Source organism: Sphaerotilus natans, assembly GCF_900156335.1.
Classification (GTDB): Bacteria; Pseudomonadota; Gammaproteobacteria; order Burkholderiales; family Burkholderiaceae_C; genus Sphaerotilus; species Sphaerotilus natans.
The window spans coordinates 29,371-52,670 of the sequence record NZ_FTMZ01000021.1; the positions used below are offsets into that span (position 1 = coordinate 29,371).

Consider the following 23,300-nt stretch of genomic DNA (forward strand, 5'->3'; position numbering starts at 1 on the left):
CGCATGACCGACATCGTGATCGTTGCAGCGGCACGTACCGCCGTGGGCAAGTTCGGAGGCACGCTGGCCAAGACCGCGGCGCCCGAGCTGGGCGCCACGGTCATCCGCTCGCTGCTGCAGCGCACGGGCCTGTCCGGCGAGCAGATCGGCGAAGTCATTCTTGGCCAGGTGCTGACCGCCGGCTCGGGCCAGAACCCGGCCCGCCAGTCCGTCATCAAGTCCGGTCTGCCGCAGGGCGTTCCGGCGATGACCATCAACAAGGTCTGCGGCTCGGGCCTGAAGGCGGTGATGCTGGGCGCCCAGGCCATCCGTGACGGCGACTCCGAGATCATCATCGCCGGCGGCCAGGAGAACATGAGCGCCAGCCCGCACGTGCTGCCCGCCTCGCGCGACGGCCAGCGCATGGGCGACTGGAAGCTGGTCGACACCATGATCAACGACGGCCTGTGGGACGTGTACAACCAGTACCACATGGGCATCACCGCCGAGAACGTCGCCAAGAAGTACGGCATCACCCGCGAGATGCAGGACGCGCTGGCGCTGGCCTCGCAGCAGAAGGCTGCGGCCGCCCAGGACGCCGGCCGCTTCGACGACGAGATCGTGCCGGTCTCGATCCCGCAGAAGAAGGGCGACCCGGTCGTCTTCTCGAAGGACGAGTTCATCAACCGCAAGACCAGTCTGGACGTGCTGGCGGGTCTGCGTCCGGCCTTCGACAAGGCCGGCTCGGTCACCGCGGGCAACGCCTCGGGCATCAACGACGGCGCCGCTGCCGTGATGCTGATGTCGGCCGCCAAGGCCGAGGCGCTGGGCCTGAAGCCGATGGCGCGCATCGCCTCCTACGCCAGCGCCGGCCTGGATCCGGCCTTCATGGGCATGGGCCCGGTGCCGGCGGCTCGCCGCGCCCTGGAGCGCGCGGGCTGGTCCGCCGCCGACCTCGACCTGCTCGAGATCAACGAGGCCTTCGCGGCCCAGGCCTGCGCGGTCCACCAGGAAATGGGCTGGGACCTGTCGAAGGTCAACGTCAACGGCGGCGCGATCGCCATCGGTCACCCGATCGGCGCCTCCGGCTGCCGCATCCTGGTCACGCTGCTGCACGAGATGCAGCGCCGTGACGCGAAGAAGGGCATCGCCTCGCTGTGCATCGGCGGCGGCATGGGTGTCGCGCTGACGGTCGAGCGCTGATTTCCCTTTCGGTCCCTTTCGCGAGCCTTCACTCGTCTGCGCTCGCTGTGAGCGCAGACCCATCACAAGGAGAGACAGACATGGCACAGAAAATCGCATACGTCACCGGCGGCATGGGTGGCATCGGCACCTCGATCTGCCGTCGTCTGCACAAGGACGGCTTCAAGGTCATCGCCGGCTGCGGCCCGACCCGTGACTTCCAGAAGTGGCTCGACGAGCAGGCTGCGGCCGGCTACACCTTCTACGCCTCGGTCGGCAACGTCGCCGAGTGGGACTCGACCGTCGAGGCCTTCGCCAAGGCCAAGGCCGAGCACGGCCCGATCGACGTGCTGGTCAACAACGCCGGCATCACCAAGGACCGCATGTTCCTGAAGATGACCCGCGAGGACTGGGACGCGGTCATCAGCACCAACCTGACCTCGATGTTCAACGTCACCAAGCAGGTGGTCGGCGACATGGTCGAGCGCGGTTTCGGTCGCATCATCCAGATCTCGTCGGTCAACGGCGAGAAGGGCCAGGCCGGTCAGACCAACTACTCGGCCGCCAAGGCCGGCATGCACGGCTTCACGATGGCGCTGGCGCAGGAACTCGCCGCCAAGGGCGTGACCGTCAACACCGTCAGCCCGGGCTACATCGGCACCGACATGGTCCGCGCGATCCGTCCGGACGTGCTCGACAAGATCATCGCCACCATTCCGGTCAAGCGTCTGGGCACGCCGGAGGAGATCGGCTCGATCGTCGCCTGGCTGGCAGGCGAGGATTCCGGCTTCACCACCGGCGCGGACTTCTCGTGCAACGGCGGCCTGCACATGGGCTGATGCCTCGCTGGCGGTGACGCCTGCGACTCCGAGGGCCGGCCTTGCCGGCCCTTTTGCTTTTCCTCCGGGCCGTGCCTGGGTCACTGCACCGCGATCAGCGCGTCCAGCGCGGCGCAGACCTCGCGCATGCTGCCGCTGATGCGCACCCGACGCGGGTCCTGGGGATCGATCTGAAGATGGAGGCGTTCGTCTGCGGCATCGGGAAGCCGGCGGGGGAAGGCCTGGCGCGCCGAGGTCGGCATGCTGCGCGAGAGCACGATACCCGGCGCAGACGCGGGCCGCCGCGGCACGATGGGCGATGCCGGCGAGAGGGGTGAGAGGGGTGAGAGCGAGGGCCGGGGCAGTGGCCGGTCGGACATCGCCGCGACTGCGGCCAGATCGAGATCGGGTGCGAAGTCCGCTGCGAGATTCGGCGACAGTATCGGGCGCGGAGCGCGGCGCAGCCAGCGGGCGAGCATCGGAAACATCGGAACCTCCCGGATCTTGAGGGTACCGGTGCAGGCGAGCATCAGCCCGCCCGGCCGGAGGGGCCGCATGGCGCGACAGGCGACCCGCGAGTCCGGGTCGGGACGAGAGGCAAGGGCGGCCGACGCTCCGCGAGCGGTGTGGCCGCCGGCCGCTACAGCATCGGGCTGTTGCGGATCAGGCCGACGGCCAGGCCTTCGATGCAGAAGTCCGGATCATCCGGCTGCACATGAATGACGGGAAAGTCCGGGTTTTCCGGATGCAGTTCGATGCCGCCGGTCGGGCTGTGGCGCAGTCGCTTGACGGTGACCTCGTCCCCCAGCCGAGCGACGACGATCTGCCCGACCTGCGCCCGGGCACCGCGCTGCACCGCCAGCAGGTCGCCGTCGAGAATGCCGGCGTCACGCATGCTCATGCCGCGCACCTTCAGCAGGTAGTCGGGGCGGCGGGTGAAAAGATGCGGCTCGATCGCGTAGCTGCGTTCGATGTGTTCCTGCGCCAGGATCGGGCTGCCGGCGGCGACCCGGCCGACCAGCGGCACGCTCATCGTGTCGGGCGAAGGGGGTTCGGCGCTGTCGGCCGTGCCCGACCTCAGGCTGCGCAATATGTCAGACTTCAGCCGGATGCCTCGCGAGGTGCCGCCGACCAGCTCGATCACGCCCTTGCGGGCCAGCGCACGCAAGTGCTCCTCGGCGGCGTTGTGCGAGCGGAAGCCGAATTCGGTGGCGATCTCGGCCCGCGTGGGCGGCGCGCCGGTCGTCTCGATCGTGCGCAGGATCAGCGCCATGATGTCCTGCTGGCGCGGGGTGAGTTTCGGGCTCGCATCCATCGGGTGTCCTTGGGGCTGTTCAGATATCCAGTATCCAGTGACTGTATTTTTATCCAGTTCAATGCAGATGACAAGCATCGATGTGCTCTCCCATCGGCCCGCGCAGAGCGGCCGCCATATCGTCATCCTGGGCACCGGCGGCACGATCGCCGGCCGGGCCGAGCAGAGCACCGATGTGGTCGGCTACAAGGCCGGCCAGGTCTCGGTCCAGGATCTGATCGACGGGGTGCCGGGTCTGCGCCGGCGCATCGACGCGGGCTGGCGCATCGAGTCCGAGCAGGTCTCGCAGGTCGACAGCAAGGACATGAGCCATGCGATCTGGCGCCGGCTGGCCGAGCGGGTGCAGCACCATCTGGATCGGCCGGAGGTCGACGGCATCATCGTGACCCACGGCACCGACACGCTGGAGGAGACCGCCTACCTGCTGCACCGGGTGCTGGCGCCGTCGCGCCCGGTGGTGCTGGCCGCGGCGATGCGTCCGGCCAGCGCGCCGCAGCCCGACGGGCCGCAGAACCTCGACGACGCGCTGACGGTGGTGGGCTGGCCCGGTGCACGCGGGGTGATGGCGGTGCTGGGAGGGCAGGTCTGGTCGGGCGCGGAGGTCCGCAAGGTCCATCCCTACCGGCTCGACGCCTTCAGCGCCGGCGATGCCGGACCGCTCGGCCATGTCGAGGCCGGCCAGCTGCGCCGGCTGCGGGAATGGCCGGTGGAGCAGCCGCTGGGCCTGAAGGTGCTGGCGGCCGACATCTGGCCCGACGTGCAGATCGTCACCAGCCACGCGGGTGCCGACGGCCGGCTGGTCGACCTGCTGGTGCAGGTCGGCGTGCAGGGTCTGGTGGTCGCTGCCACCGGCAATGGCTCGGTGCACCAGGACCTGATGGCGGCGCTGCTGCGGGCGCAGGCTGCCGGCGTGCTGGTGCTGCGCGCGCTGCGCGGCGGTGCCGGCTGCATCGTGCCGTCGGCCACCGATCTGCTGCCGGATGCCGGCGCGCTCACCTCGGCGCAGGCGCGCATCGAGGTGCTGCTGCGGCTGCTGGCGCGCCGCGGCGGCTGAGGTCCGGCCGCCGCCTCGGATCAGATCGGGATCAGACCGGGATCAGACCAGGTTCAGCGTCACGTCGATGTTGCCGCGGGTCGCGTTCGAGTAGGGGCAGACGATGTGGGCGGCCTGCACCACCTCGTCGGCGAGCGCGCGCTCGACGCCGGGCACATGGATGTTGAGCGTCACCTGGATGCCGAAGCCGTTCGGGATCGGGCCGATGCCGACGGCCGAGTCGATCTTCAGGCCGGCCGGCAGCGCGATCTTCTTCTGGCCGGCGACGAACTTCATCGCGCCCATGAAGCAGGCGGCGTAGCCGGCGGCGAAGAGCTGCTCGGGATTGGTGCCGGCGCCGTCGTCGCCGCCCAGGCCCTTGGGCACCGAGAGCTTGACGTTCAGGCGGCCGTCGTCGCTGGTGGCGGCGCCGTCGCGGCCGCCGGTGGCGGTGGCATGGGCGGTGTAGAGGACGTGCTGCAGGGACATGGTCTTTCCTTTCAGGGGGTGGGGGGAGAATCGATGAGGGCGGCACGCAGCCGGGCGAGCTCGCCGCGCAGCGCGGCCAGTTCGTCGAGCGAGCAGCCGGTGGAGGCGGCGATCTGGCGCGGAATCTCGCCCGCGCGGACCTTCAGCGCCTGGCCGGCGGCGCTCAGCACGACCGTGACCCGGCGCTCGTCGTCGCGGCTGCGGCGGCGTTCGAGCAGGCCGGCGTCCTCGAGCCGGCGCAGCAGCGGCGTCAGCGTGCCGGAGTCGAGCGAAAGCCGCTCGCCGAGTTCGCCGACACCCTGGCCGTCGCGCTCCCACAGCACCAGCATCACCAGGTACTGCGGATAGGTCAGGCCGAGCGCGTCGAGCAGCGGGCGATAGCGCTTCGTCATCGCCAGCGAGGCCGAATACAGCGCAAAGCACAGCTGCTGGTCCAGGGCCAGCCAGGCGTCTGTCGGGAGGGGGGCGTCTGCGGAGCCGGAATTCATGATGCACACAGTCTAGTTGTGCACAATTGAATGGGTGGCCCAAGCGCAACAGCCCCTGTGTCCGACAGGGTCGGAGCCGGCCCGGCCGGCGATCAGTGCGCGGATGTGCTTGTGCCCGAAGGGCCGCGTCCGGGCCAGGTCGCCAGCACCACGCCCAGCAGAGCCAGCGCGAAGGCGCCGGCCTGCGCCGCGCTGAAGGGCTCGCCCAGCAGCAGCACGCCGACCGCGGCGGCCGACACCGGCAGCATCACGGTGAACACGCCCGCCTGCGAGGCCGGCACATGGCGCAGCCCGGTCATCCACAGCCAGACGGTGATCATGCTGGCGGCCAGCGCGTAGAACACCAGCAGGCCCCAGGTCGGCAGTGCCACCTGCGAGAAGTCGAACTGCCGCGCCTGCCACAGCGCCAGTGGTGCCACCAGCGCCAGGCCCCAGAGGTTGACCAGCGCGCTGATGCGCTTGGGGCCCAGGCGGCCCGAGAGCTTCTTGCCGATCACCACATAGCTGGCCTCGCAGACCACCGCCGCCAGCAGCAGCAGGTTGCCCAGCAGCGGCGAGGTGCCGGCCTCGGTGGCGGCCCCCGTCTTGCTCAGCGTCACCAGCGCGATGCCGCTGACCGCGCAGGCGATGCCCGCCAGCACCTGGCGCGACAGCCGTTCGCCCAGGAAGACGCGCGAGAGCAGCGCCACCACGCCGGGCAGCGCCGCCATGATCACCCCGGCGGCCAGCGCGGTGCTGAGCTGCACGCCGAAGAGCATGCAGATCGAGAACAGGAAATTGCCCAGCAGGCTCAGCAGGAAGAGCAGCCCGCGGTCCTGCCGGGTCTGCACCGGCTCGTCGGCGGGGCGGCGGGTCCAGCCGCCCATGGCCAGCGCGGCGATGCCGAAGCGCAAGCCCGCCAGCAGGAAGACCGGAAAGACCGCGACCAGCCATTTCGACAGGCCGACATAGCTGCCGACCAGCGCCATGCTGGCGGCCAGGCAGATCCACGATCGCCAGGGCGCGCGCAGGGGGGCGGCCATCGCCCCACCGGCCGGGGTCGCGCTCATCCCGCCGCCTTCGTCGCCGCCTTCTGCTCCTGCTGCAGACGCTTTTCGCGCAGCGCGATCATGTAGCTCGAGACCACCACGAAGACCGCCACCACCACGATGACCACCGTGGCCAGCGCATTGACCGTCGGATCCAGCCCCAGGCGGGCGCGGCTGAAGATGACCAGCGGCAGCGTCGTCGAGCCCGGCCCCGACAGGAAGGCCGACATCACCACGTCGTCGAGCGAGAGCGTGAAGGTCAGCAGCCAGGCGGCCAGGAGCGACTGCGCGATCATCGGCAGCGTCACCAGGAAGAAGACCTGCAGCGGGCGTGCGCCCAGGTCCTGCGCGGCCTCCTCGAACTGCGGATTGAGGTCGCGCAGCCGCGCGGCGATCACCACCGTCGCGTAGGCCATGCCGACCAGCATGTGACCGAGCCAGATGGTGGTCAGGCCGCGCTCGGGCACGCCGAACAGGCGCTGCATCGACACCAGCATCAGCAGCAGCGACAGGCCGACGATCACCTCGGGCATCACCAGCGGCGCGTTGATCATGCCGGAGAAGAGGGTGCGGCCCCGGAAGCGCGGATGGCGCTCCAGCGTCAGCGCCGCCAGCGTGCCCAGCACCACCGAGCCGGTGGCGCTGGCCGCGGCGATCTGCAGCGACAGGAACAGCGCGTGGCGGATGTCCTCGTCGCCGACGAGCTTGTCGTACCAGCGCAGCGAGAAGCCGGCCCAGACATTGGGCACCGGCGAGTCGGTGAAGCTGTAGACCACCAGCGCGATGATCGGCAGGTAGAGGAACAGGAAGCCGGCAGCCAGCCAGAGGCGGCTGGTCCAGCGGGCGGCCGGGGTGATGATCACTTGCGCGCCTCCTGGGCCTGGTTGCGGTTGAAGATCGCCAGCGGCACGATGATCAGCAGCACCATGGTGACGGCCACGCTCGAGGCCATCGGCCAGTCGTTGTTGGAGAAGAACTCGTCCCAGAGCACCCGGCCGATCATCAGCGTCTCCGGGCCGCCGAGCAGCTCAGGAATGACGTACTCGCCCACGCACGGGATGAACACCAGCATGGCGCCGGCGATGATGCCGCCCTTCGACAGCGGCACGGTGATGCGCCAGAAGGCCTGCCAGGGCGTGGCGCCCAGGTCCTGCGCGGCCTCGAGCAGGCGCAGGTCCAGCTTGGACAGCGTGCCGTACAGCGGCAGGATCATGAAGGGCAGGTAGGTGTAGACCATGCCCAGGATCAGCGAGAAGGGCGTGTACATGTACTGCCCCTCGGCCGAGATCAGCCCGAGCGGCAGCAGCAGCGCATCGGCATGGATCGCGTTCAGGAAGGTGCCTACCCAGCCGGTGTCGGCGTCGAGCAGGCCCTTCCAGGCGTAGACGCGCAGCAGGAAGCTGGTCCAGAACGGCAGCATCACGCCCATCAGCAGCAGCGGCTGCACGGTGGAGGGCGAGCGCGCCATGAAATAGGCGAAGGGGTAGCCGATGGCCAGGCAGACCGCGGTGGTGATGCCGGCGTACTTCAGCGACTGCGCGTAGGTGCTGAGGTAGAGGTCATCCTCCAGGATAGTCAGGTAGTTCTGCAGCTTGAGCTTCATGAAAAGCTCGTTGTTCGCGTAGGTGAACAGGTCGCTCACCATCGCGCCGTCCATTTCGGCCAGGCTGATGCGCAGCACGATCAGGAAGGGCAGCAGGAAGAACACCAGCAGCCACAGGAAGGGCGTGCCGATCAGCAGCGTGCGGCCGCTGAACAGCGAGCGCAGCCGGGTCGCGGCGGAAGAGGGTCGGGCCATGCCTTCAGCTCCTCACTGCGTCAGCACGACCTGGGCATTGGGCTGCCAGTGCGCCCAGACCCGGTCGCCCCAGGTGGGCGCGTTGCTGCGGTCGCGGCTGTCGTTCTCGACCGTCACCTTCAGCCGCGCGCCGCTGGCCAGCTCCAGGTGGTAGAGCGTGGTGTCGCCGAAGTAGGACATTTCCTTGACCGTGCCGGGCACCTGGTTGAAGCGGCCTGCGGGCTGCTCGGCGCTCAGCGAGATCTTCTCCGGGCGCACCGCCACCGTGACCTGCTGGCCGAGGTAGCCGGTGATGCCGTGGCCGATGTGGTGCATGAAGTCGGCGCACTCGATCTGCACATGGTCGGCCTCGTCGACGACGATGCGGCCGTCGGTCAGGTTGACGTTGCCGATGAAGTCGGCGACGAAGCGCGTCGTCGGTGTCTCGTAGATGTCGGCCGGGCTGCCGACCTGCAGGAAGCGGCCCTCGCTCATCACCGCGATGCGCGAGGCCATGGTCATCGCCTCTTCCTGGTCGTGCGTCACCATCACGCAGGTCACGCCGACCTGCTCGATGATGTTGACCAGCTCGATCTGGGTGGCCTCGCGCAGCTTCTTGTCGAGCGCGCCCAGCGGCTCGTCGAGCAGCAGCAGCTGCGGGCGCTTGGCCAGACTGCGCGCCAGCGCCACGCGCTGCTGCTGGCCGCCGGAGAGCTGGTGCGGCTTGCGCGCGGCCAGCTTCGTCAGCTGCACCAGGCGCAGCATCTCCTCGACCCGCTGCGCGATCTCGGCCTTGGGCAGGCCGTCGCGGCGCAGGCCGAAGGCGATGTTGTCGGCCACCGTCATGTGAGGAAACAGCGCATAGGACTGGAACATCATGTTGACCGGACGCTCGTAGGGCGGCTTGCCCGCGAGGTCCTGGCCATTGAGGATGATCCGCCCCGAGGTCGGCGTCTCGAAGCCGGCGAGCATGCGCAGCAGGGTCGACTTGCCGCAGCCCGACGAGCCGAGCAGCGCGAAGATCTCTCCCTTGGCGATGTCCAGGCTGACCTGGTCGACCGCGCGAAAGTCGCCGAACTCCTTCACCACGGAGTCGATCCGCAGGAAGGCGCCGTCCGCCTGGGGCTTGGCCATGAGTCTGTGTCCTCTTCTCTGGGAGCCCGGGTCAGCGACCGGCCTTGAAGTTGGTGAAGGTGCGGGTGATGAGCTTGCGGGTGGCCTGGTCCGGCACGCCCGGGGCGATCATCTTGGCCAGCGCCGCCTCGTCCGGGAACACGGCCGGGTTCTTGGCCAGCTCCGGCTTGACGAACTTCAGCGAGGCCTTGTTCGGGTTGGCGTAGAAGACCGCATTGGTCAGCGACGCGTGCACCTCGGGCTTCAGGATGTAGTTGATGAACTTGTGGGCGTTGTCGACGTTCTTGGCGTCCTTCGGGATCGCCATGGTGTCGAAGAACAGCAGGCCGCCGTTCTTGGGCAGCAGCACCTCGAGGTTCTGCGGCTTCTTGGCCTTGGCCGACTTGTCCTTGGCGATCATGATGTCGCCCGACCAGCCCACCACCGCGCAGAGCTGGCCCTTGGCCATCTGGTCGATGTAGTCCGAGCCCGAGCCCACGAAGCGTGTCACCGACGGGCGCACCTTCTTCAGCATTTCGGCCACGGCCTTGTAGTCGTCGGCGTTCTTGCTGTGCGGATCCTTGCCGATGTAGTTCAGCGCCAGCGGCATGATTTCCGACGGGGTGTCGAGCACCGCCACGCCGCAGCCCTTGAGCTTGCTCACATAGTCCGGGTTGAAGACCAGGTCCCAGGCGTTGTCGGGCAGCGGCTGGCCGCCCAGCGCGGCCTTGACCTTGTCGACGTTGATGCCGACCGTGGTGTAGCCCCACAGCCAGTCGACGATGTGCTCGTTGCCCGGGTCCATCTTGGCCAGCTGGGCCTGGATGGCGGGGTCGAGGTTGGCCAGATTCGGGATCTTGCTCTTGTCGAGCTTCATCAGCAGGCCGGCCTCGATCTGCTGCTTGGCCCAGTTCGAGCCCGGCACGACGATGTCGTAGCCGGTCTTGCCGGCGATCAGCTTGGCGTGCAGCGCCTCGTTCGAGTCGAAGTTGTCGTACCGGACCTTGATGCCGGTCTCCTTCTCGAAGTTCTTGATCGTGTCCTCGGCGATGTAGTCGGCCCAGTTGTAGATGTTCAGGACCTTGGACTCCTGCGCCTGGACGCCGGCCGAGCACAGCGCCGCGACGGCGGCGACCACGACGTTGAGGGCCTGGGCGGGCCGCGACGAGAACAGCTTCATGAACACTCCAGTCAGGACAGTCGGATGGATGATCGGATGGACAAATAGGGCCGCGAACCGGTGCGCTGGCGTGACAGGCTGCATGGCCCCCGGCGCGCGGCCGCGATTATGGCGTGAGCGCACGTCATTTCATCACGCCGCTCAGGCCCCGTCGATGCGCAGCCAGGTGGTCTTCAGCTCGGTGTACTTCTCCAGCGCGTGCAGCGACTTGTCGCGCCCGTTGCCGCTCTGGCGGTAGCCGCCGAAGGGCACGGTGATGTCGTCCTCGTCGTACTGGTTCACATGCACCGTGCCGGCTCGCAAGGCGCGTGCCACCCGGTGCGCGCGGTCCAGGTCATGCGACCAGACGCTGGCCTGCAGGCCGTAGGGCGAGTCGTTGGCGATGCGCACGGCGTCCTCCTCGGTCCCGAAGCGTATCACTGCCATCACCGGGCCGAAGATCTCCTCGCGGGCGATGCGCATGGCGTTCGTCGCGTGGTCGAAGACGGTCGGCTCGACGTAGAAGCCGCCGGTCTCGCCGCGGGCCTGCGCGCCGCCGTGGCAGGTGGCGCCCTCGGCGCGGCCGGCGTCGATGTAGCCCAGCACGGTGCGCAGCTGGCCCTCGTCGACCAGCGCGCCCATCGTGGTGCGCTCGTCCAGCGGATCGGCCGGCTGCCAGGCGGGCATCTGCGCGCGCACCTCGGCGACGAAGTCGTCGGCGATGGATTCGTGCACCAGCACGCGCGAGGGCGCGTTGCACGACTCGCCCTGGTTGAAGAACAGGCTGCCCGCGACGGTGCGCGCCGCCCGTGCCGGGTCCTTGTGATCGGGAAACACCAGGAAGGCCGACTTGCCGCCGAGCTCGTTGTAGACGCGCTTGAGGTTGGAGCGCCCGGCGTAGTCCAGCATGCGCCGGCCGGTGCGGGTCGAGCCGGTGAAGCCGATCGCGTCGACCTCCCTGTGCAGCGCCAGCGCCTCGCCGGCCTCGTGGCCGAAGCCGGGCACGACGTTGAACACGCCGGCGGGCAGCCCTGCCTCCACCGCGATCTCGGCCAGGCGCAGCGCTGTCAGCGGCGACTTTTCGCTGGGCTTCATCACCACCGAGTTGCCGGTGGCCAGCGCGGGCCCGAGCTTCCAGGCCGCCATGATCATCGGGTAGTTCCACGGCACGATGCAGCCGATCACGCCCATGGGCTCGCGGGTGATCATCGCCAGCGCGTTCGGGCCGGTGGGGGCAATCTCGTCGTAGACCTTGTCGATCGCCTCGGCATACCAGGCAATGGTGCGCGCGGTGGCCGGCACGTCGACCGTGCGGGCGAAGCGGATCGGCTTGCCCATGTCGAGGGTCTCGAGCAGCGCGAGCTCGTCGCGGTGCGCCAGGATCGCCTCGGCGAAGCGCTGCAGCACCTTCTTGCGCGCGGCCGGCGGCTGACGCGCCCAGCGCCCGTCGTCGAAGGCCGCGCGGGCCGAGGCCACCGCCGCATCGACATCCGCCGTCTGCCCGCGCGAAATCGCGCCCAGCCGCCGCCCGTCGATCGGCGAATGCTTGTCGAAGGTCTCGCCGCTGGCGCTGGCCACGCGCTGGCCATTGATGAAGGCGCGCCCATCCAGCGTGAGCGCGGCGGCACGGTCGTGCCAGGTGGGGGTGGGGGTCATGAAGGTTTCCGTGCGCCTGGGGGGGATGAGGGGATTGGAAGGACGGCATGCAGCCTGGCATCACCTTGCCGCAGTGATGCCAGGACGCTAGCATGTGTATGCTTTGCATCAACGGTACACATCATGCGCACCAATATTGAAATCGACGACAAGCTGATGAGCGATGCCCTGCGTTTGACCGGCTTGAAGACCAAGAAGGAAGCCGTCGAGCTGGGACTGCGCACCTTGCTGAGGTTGCGGCAACAGGAGGAGCTTCGCCGCTTGCGAGGCAAGCTGCGGTGGGAAGGTGACCTGAACGCCATGAGAGCCGACAAATGATCGTCGTGGACTCCAGCGTGTGGATCGATTTCTTCCGTGGCGCGGTGACGCCGCAGACCGAGCGGCTGGACTCGCTGCTGGGCACCGAGCTGATCGCCGTGGGTGACTTGATCCTGGCTGAAGTGCTGCAGGGATTCAGTACGGAGAAGGATTTCAATCAAGCCAGACGGCTGATGACCGCCCTGGAGGTGATCACGCTTGGCGGGCCAGAGATGGCCCTGCAGGCTGCAAGGAACTACCGCGCCCTGCGAGCGCAAGGCGTGACCATCCGCAAGACCATCGACACGGTGATCGCAACTCGCTGCATCGAGGACGATCTGCCCCTGCTTTACAGCGACAGGGATTTTGATCCGTTCGTCGAGCATCTCGGGTTGCGTTCAGCGATGGTGGAAAACTAGGCGGCCCAATTACACCCAGCCCCGTGCCCGCACATCTTCCAGCGTCAGATCCAGGCATTTGCGGATCAGCCCGGCGAGCTCGTCGACCTGGGCGACGGTCATCACCAGCGGCGGGGCGATGATCATGCGGTCGCCGACCGCGCGCATGATCAGGCCGTTGCCGAAGCAGTGGCCGCGGCAGACCATGCCGACCTCCAGCGCCGGGTCGAAGGGCGTGCCGCGGCCGTCCGCACCGTCCTTGGCGCGCACGAGTTGCAGCGCCGCCATCAGGCCGCAGCTCTGCGTCTCGCCGACCAGCGGGTGATCGCGCAGCGACTCGAAGACGGCGGCCAGGCGCGGGCCGGTTTCGTCGCGCACCCGCTCGACCAGGTGCTGCTCGCGCATCAGGCGGATGTTGGCCAGCGCCACCGCGCAGGCCACCGGGTGGCCCGAGTAGGTGTAGCCGTGCTCGAACTCGCCGCCTTGCTCGATCAGCACCTTGGCGACGCGCTCGCCCACCATCACGCCGCCCAGCGGCACATAGCCCGAGGTCACGCCCTTGGCAAACGTCATCAGGTCGGGCTGGGTGCCCATCGTCTCGCAGCCGAACCAGTTGCCCGTGCGCCCGAAGCCGGTGATCACCTCGTCGCTGACCAGCAGAATGCCGTACCGGTCGCAGATGCGCTGGATCTCCGGCCAGTAGGTCGCGGGCGGCACGATCACGCCGCCGGCGCCCTGCACCGGCTCGCCGATGAAGGCGGCCACCTTGTCCGGGCCGACCTCCAGGATCTTCTGCTCCAGCCAGCCCGCCGCCTTCAGGCCGAACTCGTCGCGGCTCAGGCCGGCGCCGTGCTCCAGCCAGTGCGGCTGGTCGATGTGGGTGATGCCGGGAATCGGCAGGCCGCCCTGCGCGTGCATGTACTTCATGCCGCCCAGCGACGCGCCCGCCATCGTCGAGCCGTGGTAGCCGTTCCAGCGGCTGATGATGACCTGGCGCTCGGGCTGGCCCTTCAGGTCCCAGTAGCGGCGCACCATGCGCACCACGGTGTCGTTGCCCTCCGAGCCCGAGCCGGCGAAGAAGACGTGCCTGAACTGCGGCGGCGTCACCTCGGCGAGCAGCTCGGCCAGCTCGACGGCCGGCGGCGTCGTGGTCTGGAAGAAGCTGTTGTAGAAGGGCAGCTTCGTCATCTGCGCGGTGGCGGCGTCGATCAGCGCCTGCTGGCCGTAGCCGACGTTGACGCACCACAGGCCGCTCATCGCGTCGAAGAGCCTGTGGCCGTCGGAATCCCAGAGGTAGACGTTCTCGCCGCGCTCGATGATGCGCGAGCCCTTCTTCGCCAGGGCCTGGAAGTCGGTGAAGGGGTGCAGGAAATGGGCGGCGTCAGCGGCCTGCCAGTCGGCGGTGGTGCGGGCGGTGGTGCGGGTGGGGGTGGTGGTCATGGTCGATGTCCTGAATGTTTTGGGGTATCTCCGTCATCCCCGCGAAGGCGGGGAGCCACGCCGGGCGCGGTGTGGGGGCCTGCGTGGGTGCCCGCCTTCGCGGGCATGACGGTGAAGAACAGCGGTCGATGTTCGAGGGGATCGGTCGTTCCGCGGGCGTTCAGACATGCAGCAGCAGGTGCTCGCGCTCCCACGGCGAGATCACCTTCATGAACTCGGCGTATTCGGTCTCCTTCACCTCGGTGTAGACGGTGACGAAGGCCTCGCCCAGCACGGCGGCCAGATCACGCTCGGCGCGCAGCTTCTCCAGCGCCTCGCCCAGGCTGCGCGGCAGCTGGTAGTCGCCGAGGTAGGCGTCGCCCTTGCATTCCGGCGTGGGCTCGACGCGGTTCTTCATGCCCAGGTAGCCGCAGGCCAGCGTCGCCGCCAGCGCCACATAGGGGTTGGCGTCGGCGCCGATGACGCGGTTCTCGATGCGCCGCGCCGCCGGCGAGGCCACGGGCGAGCGGATGCCCACCGTGCGGTTGTCGGTGCCCCACTGGATGTTGATCGGCGCGGCGGTGAAGCGGGCAAGGCGGCGGTAGCTGTTGACGTAGGGCGCGAACAGCGCCATCGCCGCCGGGATGTACTTCTGCAGCCCGCCGATGTACCAGCGGAACATGTCGCTGGCGCTGCCGTCGGCGTTGCTGAAGATGTTGCGGCCCTGCGTGTCGGTGATGCTCTGGTGGATGTGCATCGCGCTGCCCGGCTCGCCGGCGATCGGCTTGGCCATGAAGGTGGCGAACATGTTGTGGCGCATCGCCGCCTCGCGCACCGTGCGCTTGAAGAAGAACACCTCGTCGGCCAGTCCCAGCGGGTGGTCGTGGAAGAAGTTGATCTCCATCTGCCCGGCGCCGATCTCGTGGATCAGCGTGTCGACGTTGAGCTCCATCTGCTCGCAGTAGGAGTAGACGTCCTCGAACAGCGGGTCGAACTCGTTGACCGCGTCGATCGAGTAGGCCTGGCGGCTGGTCTCGGCGCGGCCCGAGCGGCCGATCGGGGGCTTGAGCGGCATGTCCGGGTCGGTGTTGCGCGCCACCAGATAGAACTCCAGCTCGGGCGCGACGATCGGGTTCCAGCCCTCGGCCTCGTACAGATCGCAGACCCGACGCAGCACCGAGCGCGGCGCGAAGGGCACGATGTTGCCCGCCTTGTCGTAGCAGTCGTGCACCACCTGCGCGGTCGGGTCGCTGGCCCACGGCACGATGCGCACGGTGCGCGGGTCCGGGCGCAGGTGCATGTCGTGGTCGGTCGGGCTGATGACGTCGTAGTAGGGGCCCTCGGCCGGGAATTCGCCGGTCACGCCCATGGCCACCACCGCCTCGGGCAGGCGCATGCCGCGGTCTTCGGTGAACTTCTTGCGCGGCAGGATCTTGCCGCGCGCCACGCCGGTCAGGTCGGGCACCAGGCACTCGATCTCGGTGACGCGGTGCTGGTCGAGCCACTGCTCGAGGTCGTTGAAGTTGAAGTGTTTCCTGTCGCTGTTCATGGGGAGTCTCGGTCACATGCGGGCGAGCTGAGCCGGCACGAGGCTCCAGCGCTGGAACTCATGCGGTCTTCATGCTCGTTCGGGGCAGGGCGCGCGGACTCAGCGACTGGGTGGGCGGTGCAGGTCCCGGTAGTCCTGACAGGCCAGACCGAAGGCGCGCAGCAGCGCCATCGACACCGGGTTGGAGGCGGCCTGCCATTCGGGATGCCACTGCACCGCGAGCTGGAAGACCGGACCCTGCGGGTGGCCACCGATCGAGAAGGCCTCGACCAGGCCGTCGGGCGCGCGGGCCTCGACGTTCAGGCCCTCGGCCAGACGGCTCACGCCCTGGCCATGCACGCTGTTGACGACGATGTCTGCCGGTCGGCCCAGGGAGGCCAGCGCACGCGCCATCAGGCCCTCGGGCACCAGATGGACCGGATGGGCCGGGCCGTACTGCACCTCGACCGGATCGTCGCTGCGCGAGCGGTGGTCGGCCAGGCCGTCGACCTCCTGCACCGCCTGGTGCAGCGTGCCGCCCAGCGCGACATTGACCTCCTGGAAGCCGCGGCAGATGGCCAGCAGCGGCATGCCGCGTGCGACCAGCTTCGGGATCAGCGGCAGGGTCCAGTCGTCGCGCGCCGGATCGAGCGGCAGGGTGGTGTCATGCACTGGCTGGCCGAAATGGCTCGGGTGCACGTTCGAGGGCGAGCCGGTCAGCAGCACGCCGTCGGCCAGGTCGAGCAGGGCGTCGAGCTCCTCGCGCGAGGCGGAGGGCACCACCAGCGGCAGCGCGCCGGCCAGGCGCACCGCATCGACATATTTCTGGCCTGCGACATGGAAGGGATGCTGTCCGAGCATCCGGTTGCAGGCCGGGACCAGCACCACGGGGGGCCGGCGGGACGGGATCGAGCTGTTCATTGGGCTTGCCGCGACCAGGTTATTGGCCTGGAGGCGCTGGGCTTACTGACCTCACTGCGGGTCGGACAAGGGGCACCGAGGTGTTGCACGGAGTGTGCCAGCACCAATCGGGTGCGTCCACCGGGTTCCCCCGATGGCACGGTCCGGGCTGCGGTCTTCCCCAGCTTCATCCCGTGACGTCGCGCAGCCGGTGCCACAGCATGCCCAGCACCAGCGTCGGGGTGCGCAGGCGCTCGCCGCCGGGAAAGGGGCGGTGCCGCAGCCGCGCGAACAGGTCGAAGCGGCTGGCGTCCTCGCAGATGGCCTCGGCCACCAGCTTGCCGGCCAGGCCCGTCAGCGCCAGGCCGTGGCCGGAGAAGCCCTGCAGCAGATAGATCGGTGCACCGGCCGCCCCATCCGGGGGCAGGCGGCTGAAATCGGGTGCACGGTTCATCGTGATGTCGACGAAGCCGCCCCAGACATGGGTCAGCGGCCGCCAGGCCAGACGCGGGAAGACCCGGGCGAGGCGGGCCTGCAGGCTGCCGGCCAGGTTCGGCGGGGTCAGGGTGCTGTAGCTGACCTTGCCGCCGAAGAGCAGGCGCTGGTCGGCGGTCGGGCGGAAATAGTCGAGCACGAAGTTGCTGTCGCACACCGCCGCGCGGGTGGGCAGCAGGCCATCCATCTCGCTGGGGTCGAGCGGCTCGGTCACGCCGACATAGGTGCCCACCGGCATGATGCGCGCGCCGGTGCCCGGTGGCAGCGCGCCGGCGTCGGCCACGGCCGGCAGGTGCACATTGCCGGCCAGCAGCACCTGGTCGGCGACGACCTGGCCCTGCGCAGTGCGCAGCAGCGTGACGCTGCGGTGGCGCTCGATGCGCTGCACCGGGCTGTGCTCATGCAGCCGCGCGCCCTCGCGCCAGGCGGCGTCGGCCAGGCCGAGCGCGTACTTGAGCGGATGCAGATGGCCGCCGCGGCGGTCGTAGCAGCCGCCGTGATAGCGCGGGCTGCGGATGTGCAGGCCCAGCGCCGCGCGGTCCAGCCACTGGGTCGGATGCTCGTAGACGCTGGCCATGCGCTCGGCCTCGCGGCGCAGCGCGGCGGCCTTGCGCGCGCTGGTGGCCACCGTCAGCGCGCCCGACTGCCAGTCGCAGGCGATGCGGTAGCGGTCGCGCCGGGCATGGATCAGCGTCAGCGCCTCCAGCGTCATCGCCCACAGGCGACGCGCATCGGCCAGACCGAGCTGGGCCTCGATCTCGTCCATGCCGCAGGCCAGGCCGCCCAGCGCCTGACCGCCGTTGCGCCCCGAGGCCGCCCAGCCGAGCTGCTGCGCCTCCAGCAGCACCACCTGCCGGCCACGCTGCGCCAGCTCCAGCGCGGCCGACAGCCCGGCCAGCCCGCCGCCGACGATCGCCACCTCCGCGCGCACCTCGCCCTGCAGCGCAGGATGGTCCTGACGGCGTGATGCCGTCTCGGCGTACCAGGAATGGCGGGCCAGCGATCGGTCGGTCTGCAGCAGCATGCGCGCGTCGTCTCTCCCTGTCCGGCGGTTGCCGGGTTCGCGCTGATTGTGCGGCAGGCGCTGCGGCGCGTGAAGCCTGTCACGGCATGGAACCGATCCCGTCCTGCCATGCGTCCAGGTATGCGTCCAGGTGCGCAGTGGAACAATCGCGGCTCCGATCCCTGGATTCCTTGACCGATTCGATCGCACGGAGCTTGTCCATGTCCTCTCTCTGCCTGCCCTCTGGGTCGTCCTCTGGCGTGCCGTCGCCTGTCCTGCCCGCCGGAGCCCTCGAGCGGCTCGAGGCGCTGCTGTCCTGCCCGAGCGGCACCGGCGGGCGGCGTGTACTCGGCCTGGTCGGGGCGCCGGGCGCGGGCAAGTCGACGCTGGCCGAGGCGCTGCTGCAGCACTGCGAGCGCCTGCAGCCCGGCCTGGCCTGCCTGGTGCCGATGGACGGTTTCCATCTCGCACAGGCCGAGCTCGAGCGCCTGGGCCGCGCCGCGCGCAAGGGCGCGCCCGACACCTTCGACAGCGCCGGCTTCGTGGCGCTGCTGCGCCGGCTGCGTTCGCCCGTCGCGGGCGAGACGGTCTACGCGCCGGTCTTCCGCCGCGAGATCGAGGAGCCGGTGGCCGGCGCGATCGGCGTGCCCGACACCGTGCGGCTGGTCATCACCGAGGGCAACTATCTGCTGCTGGACGAGCACGGCTGGGCGCCGGTGCGCGGGCTGCTGGACGCGTCCTGGTATGTCGGCGTCGACGACGCGCTGCGCCGGCGCCGGCTGGTCGAGCGCCACATCCGCTTCGGCCGCACCCCCGCCGAGGCCGAGGCCTGGGCCGAGTCGACCGACGAGCCCAATGCCCGGCGCATCGCCGCCACCCGCGAGCGCGCCGACTGGACCGTCATGATCGGCTGAGTTCCGTCAAATCCATTGTCAAACGGTTGTCACGGGAGGGCGACAGCATCGCGGGTCAGATCACGTTTCACATTTGCCGGAGTCCGCCTGCCATGTCCGATGTCGCCCGATCCGCTGCCGGAGCCGTCCGCCGTACGGTGCTGACCGTCGTGGCCGACCCGGTGATCCGCGAGCTGCTGGCGCTGCATCTGCGCGAGGCCGGCTTCTTTGCGGTCACCGCCGCCACCTCGGCCGAGGCCTGTCGCCTGGCCGGCGAGGTGCTGCCCGATGTGCTGCTGATCGATCCCGATGCGCCCGACTGCGCCGATCTGGCCTTCTGCGCCCGCCTGTCGGAGACGGTGCGCATCGTGGTGCTGTCGGGCTCGCCGGCCTGCTGCAGCCGGGTGCCCCGGGTCGCGCTGTGCCTGCACAAGCCCTATGCGCCCCGGGATCTGGTCGAGCGGCTGCAGGGCCTGCCGGACCGCGTCGATGCGCCCGACCTGAACCGGCAGGGCGGCATCGACATCGATCTGGACCGCCACCTGATCACCGTGCGGCGCCAGGGCCGGCGGGTCGAGCTCGACCTGTCGCCGGTGGAGCTGCGGCTGCTGCGCTGTCTGGTCGAGCAGCCCGGCCGGGTGCTGACCCGCGAGATGCTGCGCAACCAGGTCTGGGGCGAGGGCGCGGCGGTCGACCTGCGCACCGTCGACCAGAACATCCGCCGGCTGCGCCGCGAGCTGGGTGCGGCCGATGCGGGCGAGCTGATCCGCACGGTGCGCGGCATCGGCTACCGCTTCAGCGAGGGCGCCGCGGCCTGAAGCCGCCCCCAGGTATCCCTGTCGTCCACAAACCCTGCTTGCATCCGCAGCGAGGAGTGCGAAAATGAAATAAACGCACTCCATTGCCGCATGTCATTGCAGATATCCGAAACGGTCCAGCCCGGCGTGCCGACCGGTCGGGTTCACTGGCTGGTGGCGATGAACCGTCGCAACCGGTCGATGGCCTTCGTGCTGCTGTGGCCGGCGATGGCGGCGCAGATGCGCGGTCTCGAGGCGGTCGGACCGCTGGCTTGGACGCTGCTGACGCTGCACCTGCTGCTGCTGCCGCAGCTGATGTACTGGCGTGCCTGCCGGTCGGCCCAGCCCCGGGAGACCGAGGTCGGCCACATGCTGCTGGATGCGCTGTGCTTCGGCCTGTGGTCGGGCTGGCTGGGGCATCCGCTGTGGATCACCGCCGCCACCTCGGTCTGCATCACCGCCAACCTGATGGCCTTTCGCGGGCCGCGCGGCGCGCTGCAGGCGCTCGGGCTCTATCTGGCGGGCGCGGTGCTGATGACCTTCGGCCTGGGCATCACGCCGGTGCTCGAGACCGACCGGATCGCCGCGCTGCTGAGCCTGCTGACGCTCGAGGTCTATCTGCTCGGCTTTGCCTATGGCGCCTATCAGCGCTCGATGCTGCTGCACCGCACCCGCGGCGAGCTGCAGCAGCGGCTCGACCAGATCGCGGCGCTGCAGGAGCGGCTGACCGAGCAGGCGCGGCGTGATCCGCTCACCGGCCTGCACAACCGGCATTTCCTGACCGAGCGGGTGCACGAGCTGACGCACAACGGCAGCGGGGCCGGCATGTCGATCGGCGTGATGCTGGTCGACATCGACCATTTCAAGCAGGTCAACGACCGGCATGGCCATCAGGCCGGCGACCGGGTGCTGCAGGCGGTGGCGCGGCTGCTGGTGCTGGCGCACGAGGAGGGCGCCGAGGTGGTCTGCCGCTACGGCGGCGAGGAGTTCCTGCTGCTGCTGCCCGACCGGGGCGCCGCACGCATGCGGGCGCTGGCCGAGCGGCTGCGCGGCGGGGTGGAGGCGCTGCGCATCGAGACCGGCCGCGACGCGTCCGATTCGTCCGACGCGCAGATCGCGGTCACGCTGTCGATCGGCTGGGCCTGCGGGCACGGGGAGCCGATCGAGCGGCTGATCGATCGCGCCGACCGGGCGCTCTACCGCGCCAAGCAGGCCGGGCGCAACCGGGTCGAGTCCGCCCTGGGCTGAGGCCTTCACGCCGCTTCCTTATGATCGGCGCATGTCCGATTTCCTTTTCACGCCTACCGACGAGCGCGCGATGCGCCTGGCGCTCGACCAGGCGCTCAATGCCGCGCTGATCGGCGAGGTGCCGGTGGGCGCCGTGATCCTGCGCGACGGCCAGGTCCTCGCCACCGGCTACAACCGCCCGATCACCACCCACGACCCGACCGCGCATGCCGAGATGGTGGCGCTGCGCCACGCCGCCGAGCTGATCGAGAACTACCGCCTGCCCGACTGCGAGCTGTTCGTGACGCTCGAGCCCTGCGCGATGTGCGCGATGGCGCTGATGCACGCGCGCTTCAAGCGCGTGGTCTTCGGCGCCTGGGATCCGAAGACCGGCTCGGCCGGCTCGGTGGTCGATCTGTTCGCGCAGCCGCAGCTCAATCACCACACCACGGTGCAGGGCGGGCTGCTGGCCGGGCCCTGCGGCGACCTGCTGCGCGAGTTCTTCGCCCGGCGCCGCGCCGAGCAGAAGGCGCAGCGCCAGCGCGAGCGCGAGGCGCAGGCCTGCCTGCAGGCGCCGCCGGCCGCGCTGCCCGCCATCCCGGCCGGCGAGGTGCTGGAGCTGGACCTGAACGATCTGAATCTGAACGATCTGAACAACCTGGGATTCAAGCCATGAGCCTGACCGAACCTGTCGACGCGGCCCGGCCGACGCTGACCCTCTACAGCCCGTCCGGCGTGGTGATGCGCGCGCCCGACCTGCGCCGCGCCGCCGCCCGCCTGGCGCGGCTGGGCTTCGCGGTGACGGTCGACGCCAGCGCGACCGCGAAGTTCCAGCGCTTCGCCGGCGACGACGACACCCGGCTGGCGGCGCTGCACCGCGTGGCCGACGCCGCGCCCTCGATCGCGCTGGCCACCCGCGGCGGCTATGGGCTGACGCGGCTGCTTGACCGCATCGAGTGGGACCGGCTGGCGGCGGCGGTCGATCGCGGCACCCGCTGGGTCGGCTACAGCGACCAGACCGCGCTGCAGCTGGCGCTGCTGGCGCACACCGGGCGCAGCAGCTGGCACGGCCCGCTGGGCATCGAGGACTTCGGTCGCACCGACGGCGACGGCCCCGGCGGCCTGGACGACCTCACGCCCGACTGCTTCATCGAGGCGATGAGCGGCGAGCTGGAGGCGGTGGGCTTTCGCACCGAGGCCGGCTTCGACGGCCTGCACGCCCACGGCGTGCTGTGGGGCGGCAACCTGACGGTGCTGTGCTCGCTGCTGGGCACGCCGCACTGGCCGCGCATCGAGGGCGGCATCCTCTTTCTCGAGGACATCAACGAGCACCCCTACCGGGTCGAGCGCATGCTGCTGCAGCTGCACCAGGCCGGGGTGCTGGCCGCGCAGAAGGCGGTGGTGCTGGGCGACTTCAGCGGCTGGCGCAAGTCGCCGCTGGACCGCGGCTACACGCTCAAGACCATGGTGGCGCAGCTGCGTGCGGTCTGCCCGGTGCCGATCCTGACCGGGCTGCCCTTCGGCCATGTGCCCACCAAGGTGACGCTGCCGGTGGGCCGCTGCGTCGAGCTGCAGGTGCTGCGCCGCGACGTGCTGCTGTCCTGGGCCTGCGACCACGACCACGACCACGACTGACACCGTCATCCTCGCGCAGGCGAGGATCTAGGCCCGCCGCGTCGCGATCAGCGACTTCACCGGCGGCGCCTGCAGCACCGGGCGCACCGCCTCGGCCTCGGTCAGCGGCTGCACCTCGACCAGCGTGGCCAGGCAGCGCCGCGTCAGGTCGTGGTAGGTGCGGGTGCCTTCGAGCTTCCAGGCCACCTCGGCCTCGCTCAGGTCGCGCAGCTTGCGGGCCGGCGTGCCCGCCACCAGCGTGCGCGGCGCCACCTGCGCGCCTGCCGGCACGAAGGCGCAGGCCGCGACGATCGCCTCCGCGCCGATCTCCGCCTCGTCCATCACCACCGCGTTCATGCCGACCAGCGCGTCGCGGCGCACGGTGCAGCCGTGCAGCACCGCGCCGTGGCCGATGTGGCCGTTGCGCTCGATCCGCGTGACCTGCTCGGGAAATCCGTGCACCACGCAGGTGTCCTGCAGGTTGGCGCCTTCCTCCAGCACGATGCGGCCGAAGTCGCCGCGCAGGCTCGCGCACGGGCCCACATAGCAATTCGGGCCGACATGCACGTCGCCGATCAGCACCGCGGTCGGATGCACATGCGCGCTCGGGTGCACGACCGGGATGACGCCTTCGAGGCTGTAGCAGGGCATCGGGTTTCTCCTTGATTGTCCGGGATCAAGTTGGGAGACTA

General features: G+C 69.7%; 25 protein-coding genes. 10 read left to right on the forward strand and 15 right to left on the reverse strand.

Annotated features, from left to right (window positions below; all coding sequences use genetic code 11):
- The first annotated feature begins 3 nt into the window (after positions 1-3).
- Together BW996_RS16460 and phbB are read left to right on the forward strand one after the other, a co-directional pair.
- Positions 4-1,182: an acetyl-CoA C-acetyltransferase gene (locus tag BW996_RS16460; protein ID WP_037477161.1), complete on the forward strand. Its 1,179-nt coding sequence runs from the start codon at positions 4-6 to the stop codon at positions 1,180-1,182.
- A gap of 80 nt (positions 1,183-1,262) precedes the next feature.
- On the forward strand, positions 1,263-2,000 hold the full coding sequence (gene phbB / locus BW996_RS16465) for an acetoacetyl-CoA reductase (RefSeq protein ID WP_037477159.1): 738 nt from the start codon (positions 1,263-1,265) through the stop codon (positions 1,998-2,000).
- An 80-nt stretch (positions 2,001-2,080) separates the two neighbouring features.
- On the opposite strand, the gene BW996_RS21435 is transcribed toward phbB, so the two are convergent.
- Both BW996_RS21435 and lexA read right to left on the reverse strand, forming a co-directional pair.
- Positions 2,081-2,467: a hypothetical protein gene (locus BW996_RS21435; protein ID WP_139330921.1), complete on the reverse strand. Its 387-nt coding sequence runs from the start codon at positions 2,465-2,467 to the stop codon at positions 2,081-2,083.
- A 152-nt stretch (positions 2,468-2,619) separates the two neighbouring features.
- Positions 2,620-3,294 carry a transcriptional repressor LexA gene (gene lexA / locus BW996_RS16470; protein WP_037477157.1) on the reverse strand — a complete coding sequence of 225 codons (675 nt, stop codon included), beginning with the start codon at positions 3,292-3,294 and terminating at the stop codon, positions 2,620-2,622.
- Between the two features lie 67 nt (positions 3,295-3,361).
- Between lexA and BW996_RS16475 the strand changes: the two genes are divergently transcribed.
- Entirely contained in the window at positions 3,362-4,348 is a 987-nt protein-coding gene (locus BW996_RS16475) for an asparaginase (protein ID WP_051631405.1), read from the forward strand.
- Positions 4,349-4,390: 42 nt separating this feature from the next.
- Here the strand turns inward: BW996_RS16475 and BW996_RS16480 are convergent, their stop codons facing one another.
- The 8 genes from BW996_RS16480 to BW996_RS16515 all read right to left on the reverse strand — a co-directional run bounded on the left by BW996_RS16480 (position 4,391) and on the right by BW996_RS16515 (position 12,037).
- Complete coding sequence (locus tag BW996_RS16480) at positions 4,391-4,816, reverse strand: organic hydroperoxide resistance protein (RefSeq protein WP_037477156.1); 426 nt, start codon at positions 4,814-4,816, stop codon at positions 4,391-4,393.
- An 11-nt stretch (positions 4,817-4,827) separates the two neighbouring features.
- Positions 4,828-5,304 (reverse strand): MarR family winged helix-turn-helix transcriptional regulator, encoded by a 477-nt coding sequence (locus BW996_RS16485; protein WP_037477154.1) that lies wholly within the window; start codon positions 5,302-5,304, stop codon positions 4,828-4,830.
- 92 nt (positions 5,305-5,396) lie between these two features.
- Positions 5,397-6,326, reverse strand: a complete 930-nt coding sequence (locus BW996_RS16490) for a DMT family transporter (RefSeq protein WP_037477151.1) — start codon at positions 6,324-6,326, stop codon at positions 5,397-5,399.
- 23 nt (positions 6,327-6,349) lie between these two features.
- The gene (locus BW996_RS16495; RefSeq protein ID WP_037477149.1) at positions 6,350-7,195 is read right to left on the reverse strand and encodes an ABC transporter permease; all 846 of its coding nucleotides are present in this window, start codon (positions 7,193-7,195) and stop codon (positions 6,350-6,352) included.
- Positions 7,192-8,130 (reverse strand): ABC transporter permease, encoded by a 939-nt coding sequence (locus tag BW996_RS16500; protein ID WP_037477146.1) that lies wholly within the window; start codon positions 8,128-8,130, stop codon positions 7,192-7,194. The genes BW996_RS16495 and BW996_RS16500 overlap by 4 nt, the downstream gene beginning before the upstream one ends.
- 12 nt (positions 8,131-8,142) lie before the next feature.
- Complete coding sequence (locus BW996_RS16505; RefSeq protein WP_037477143.1) at positions 8,143-9,243, reverse strand: ABC transporter ATP-binding protein; 1,101 nt, start codon at positions 9,241-9,243, stop codon at positions 8,143-8,145.
- Positions 9,244-9,274: 31 nt separating this feature from the next.
- A complete protein-coding gene (locus BW996_RS16510) occupies positions 9,275-10,402 on the reverse strand; it encodes a polyamine ABC transporter substrate-binding protein (protein WP_037477182.1) in 1,128 nt (375 codons plus the stop codon).
- A gap of 141 nt (positions 10,403-10,543) precedes the next feature.
- A complete protein-coding gene (locus BW996_RS16515; RefSeq protein WP_037477140.1) occupies positions 10,544-12,037 on the reverse strand; it encodes an aldehyde dehydrogenase in 1,494 nt (497 codons plus the stop codon).
- Between the two features lie 123 nt (positions 12,038-12,160).
- Here BW996_RS16515 and BW996_RS16520 point away from each other — a divergent pair, with 123 nt between their 5' ends.
- Both BW996_RS16520 and vapC read left to right on the forward strand, forming a co-directional pair.
- Complete coding sequence (locus tag BW996_RS16520; protein WP_037477137.1) at positions 12,161-12,355, forward strand: type II toxin-antitoxin system VapB family antitoxin; 195 nt, start codon at positions 12,161-12,163, stop codon at positions 12,353-12,355.
- A complete protein-coding gene (vapC, locus tag BW996_RS16525; protein ID WP_037477134.1) occupies positions 12,352-12,753 on the forward strand; it encodes a type II toxin-antitoxin system VapC family toxin in 402 nt (133 codons plus the stop codon). The genes BW996_RS16520 and vapC overlap by 4 nt, the downstream gene beginning before the upstream one ends.
- 9 nt (positions 12,754-12,762) lie before the next feature.
- On the opposite strand, the gene BW996_RS16530 is transcribed toward vapC, so the two are convergent.
- The 4 genes from BW996_RS16530 to BW996_RS16545 form a co-directional block, all read right to left on the reverse strand.
- Positions 12,763-14,172 carry an aspartate aminotransferase family protein gene (locus BW996_RS16530; RefSeq protein ID WP_037477132.1) on the reverse strand — a complete coding sequence of 470 codons (1,410 nt, stop codon included), beginning with the start codon at positions 14,170-14,172 and terminating at the stop codon, positions 12,763-12,765.
- 160 nt (positions 14,173-14,332) lie between these two features.
- Positions 14,333-15,700 carry a glutamine synthetase family protein gene (locus BW996_RS16535; protein ID WP_037477129.1) on the reverse strand — a complete coding sequence of 456 codons (1,368 nt, stop codon included), beginning with the start codon at positions 15,698-15,700 and terminating at the stop codon, positions 14,333-14,335.
- A gap of 99 nt (positions 15,701-15,799) precedes the next feature.
- Positions 15,800-16,600, reverse strand: coding sequence for a gamma-glutamyl-gamma-aminobutyrate hydrolase family protein (locus BW996_RS16540; protein ID WP_037477127.1), 801 nt, complete (start codon positions 16,598-16,600; stop codon positions 15,800-15,802).
- A gap of 166 nt (positions 16,601-16,766) precedes the next feature.
- Complete coding sequence (locus tag BW996_RS16545) at positions 16,767-18,098, reverse strand: NAD(P)/FAD-dependent oxidoreductase (RefSeq protein ID WP_037477124.1); 1,332 nt, start codon at positions 18,096-18,098, stop codon at positions 16,767-16,769.
- 200 nt (positions 18,099-18,298) lie between these two features.
- On the opposite strand from BW996_RS16545, the gene BW996_RS16550 reads away from it, so the two are divergent.
- The 5 genes from BW996_RS16550 (at position 18,299) to BW996_RS16570 (ending at position 22,629) form a co-directional block, all read left to right on the forward strand.
- Positions 18,299-18,991: a nucleoside/nucleotide kinase family protein gene (locus BW996_RS16550; protein WP_051631403.1), complete on the forward strand. Its 693-nt coding sequence runs from the start codon at positions 18,299-18,301 to the stop codon at positions 18,989-18,991.
- Positions 18,992-19,083: 92 nt separating this feature from the next.
- Entirely contained in the window at positions 19,084-19,788 is a 705-nt protein-coding gene (locus tag BW996_RS16555; protein ID WP_081837886.1) for a winged helix-turn-helix transcriptional regulator, read from the forward strand.
- Between the two features lie 90 nt (positions 19,789-19,878).
- Positions 19,879-21,015 (forward strand): GGDEF domain-containing protein, encoded by a 1,137-nt coding sequence (locus BW996_RS16560; protein WP_076459014.1) that lies wholly within the window; start codon positions 19,879-19,881, stop codon positions 21,013-21,015.
- 31 nt (positions 21,016-21,046) lie between these two features.
- Positions 21,047-21,670, forward strand: coding sequence for a tRNA adenosine(34) deaminase TadA (gene tadA, locus BW996_RS16565; protein ID WP_051631400.1), 624 nt, complete (start codon positions 21,047-21,049; stop codon positions 21,668-21,670).
- Positions 21,667-22,629: an LD-carboxypeptidase gene (locus tag BW996_RS16570; RefSeq protein WP_051631399.1), complete on the forward strand. Its 963-nt coding sequence runs from the start codon at positions 21,667-21,669 to the stop codon at positions 22,627-22,629. Before tadA ends, BW996_RS16570 begins: the two co-directional genes overlap by 4 nt.
- A gap of 27 nt (positions 22,630-22,656) precedes the next feature.
- Here BW996_RS16570 and BW996_RS16575 read toward each other — a convergent pair whose 3' ends face one another.
- Entirely contained in the window at positions 22,657-23,259 is a 603-nt protein-coding gene (locus tag BW996_RS16575; RefSeq protein WP_037477115.1) for a phenylacetic acid degradation protein PaaY, read from the reverse strand.
- Between the last annotated feature and the right edge of the window lie 41 nt (positions 23,260-23,300).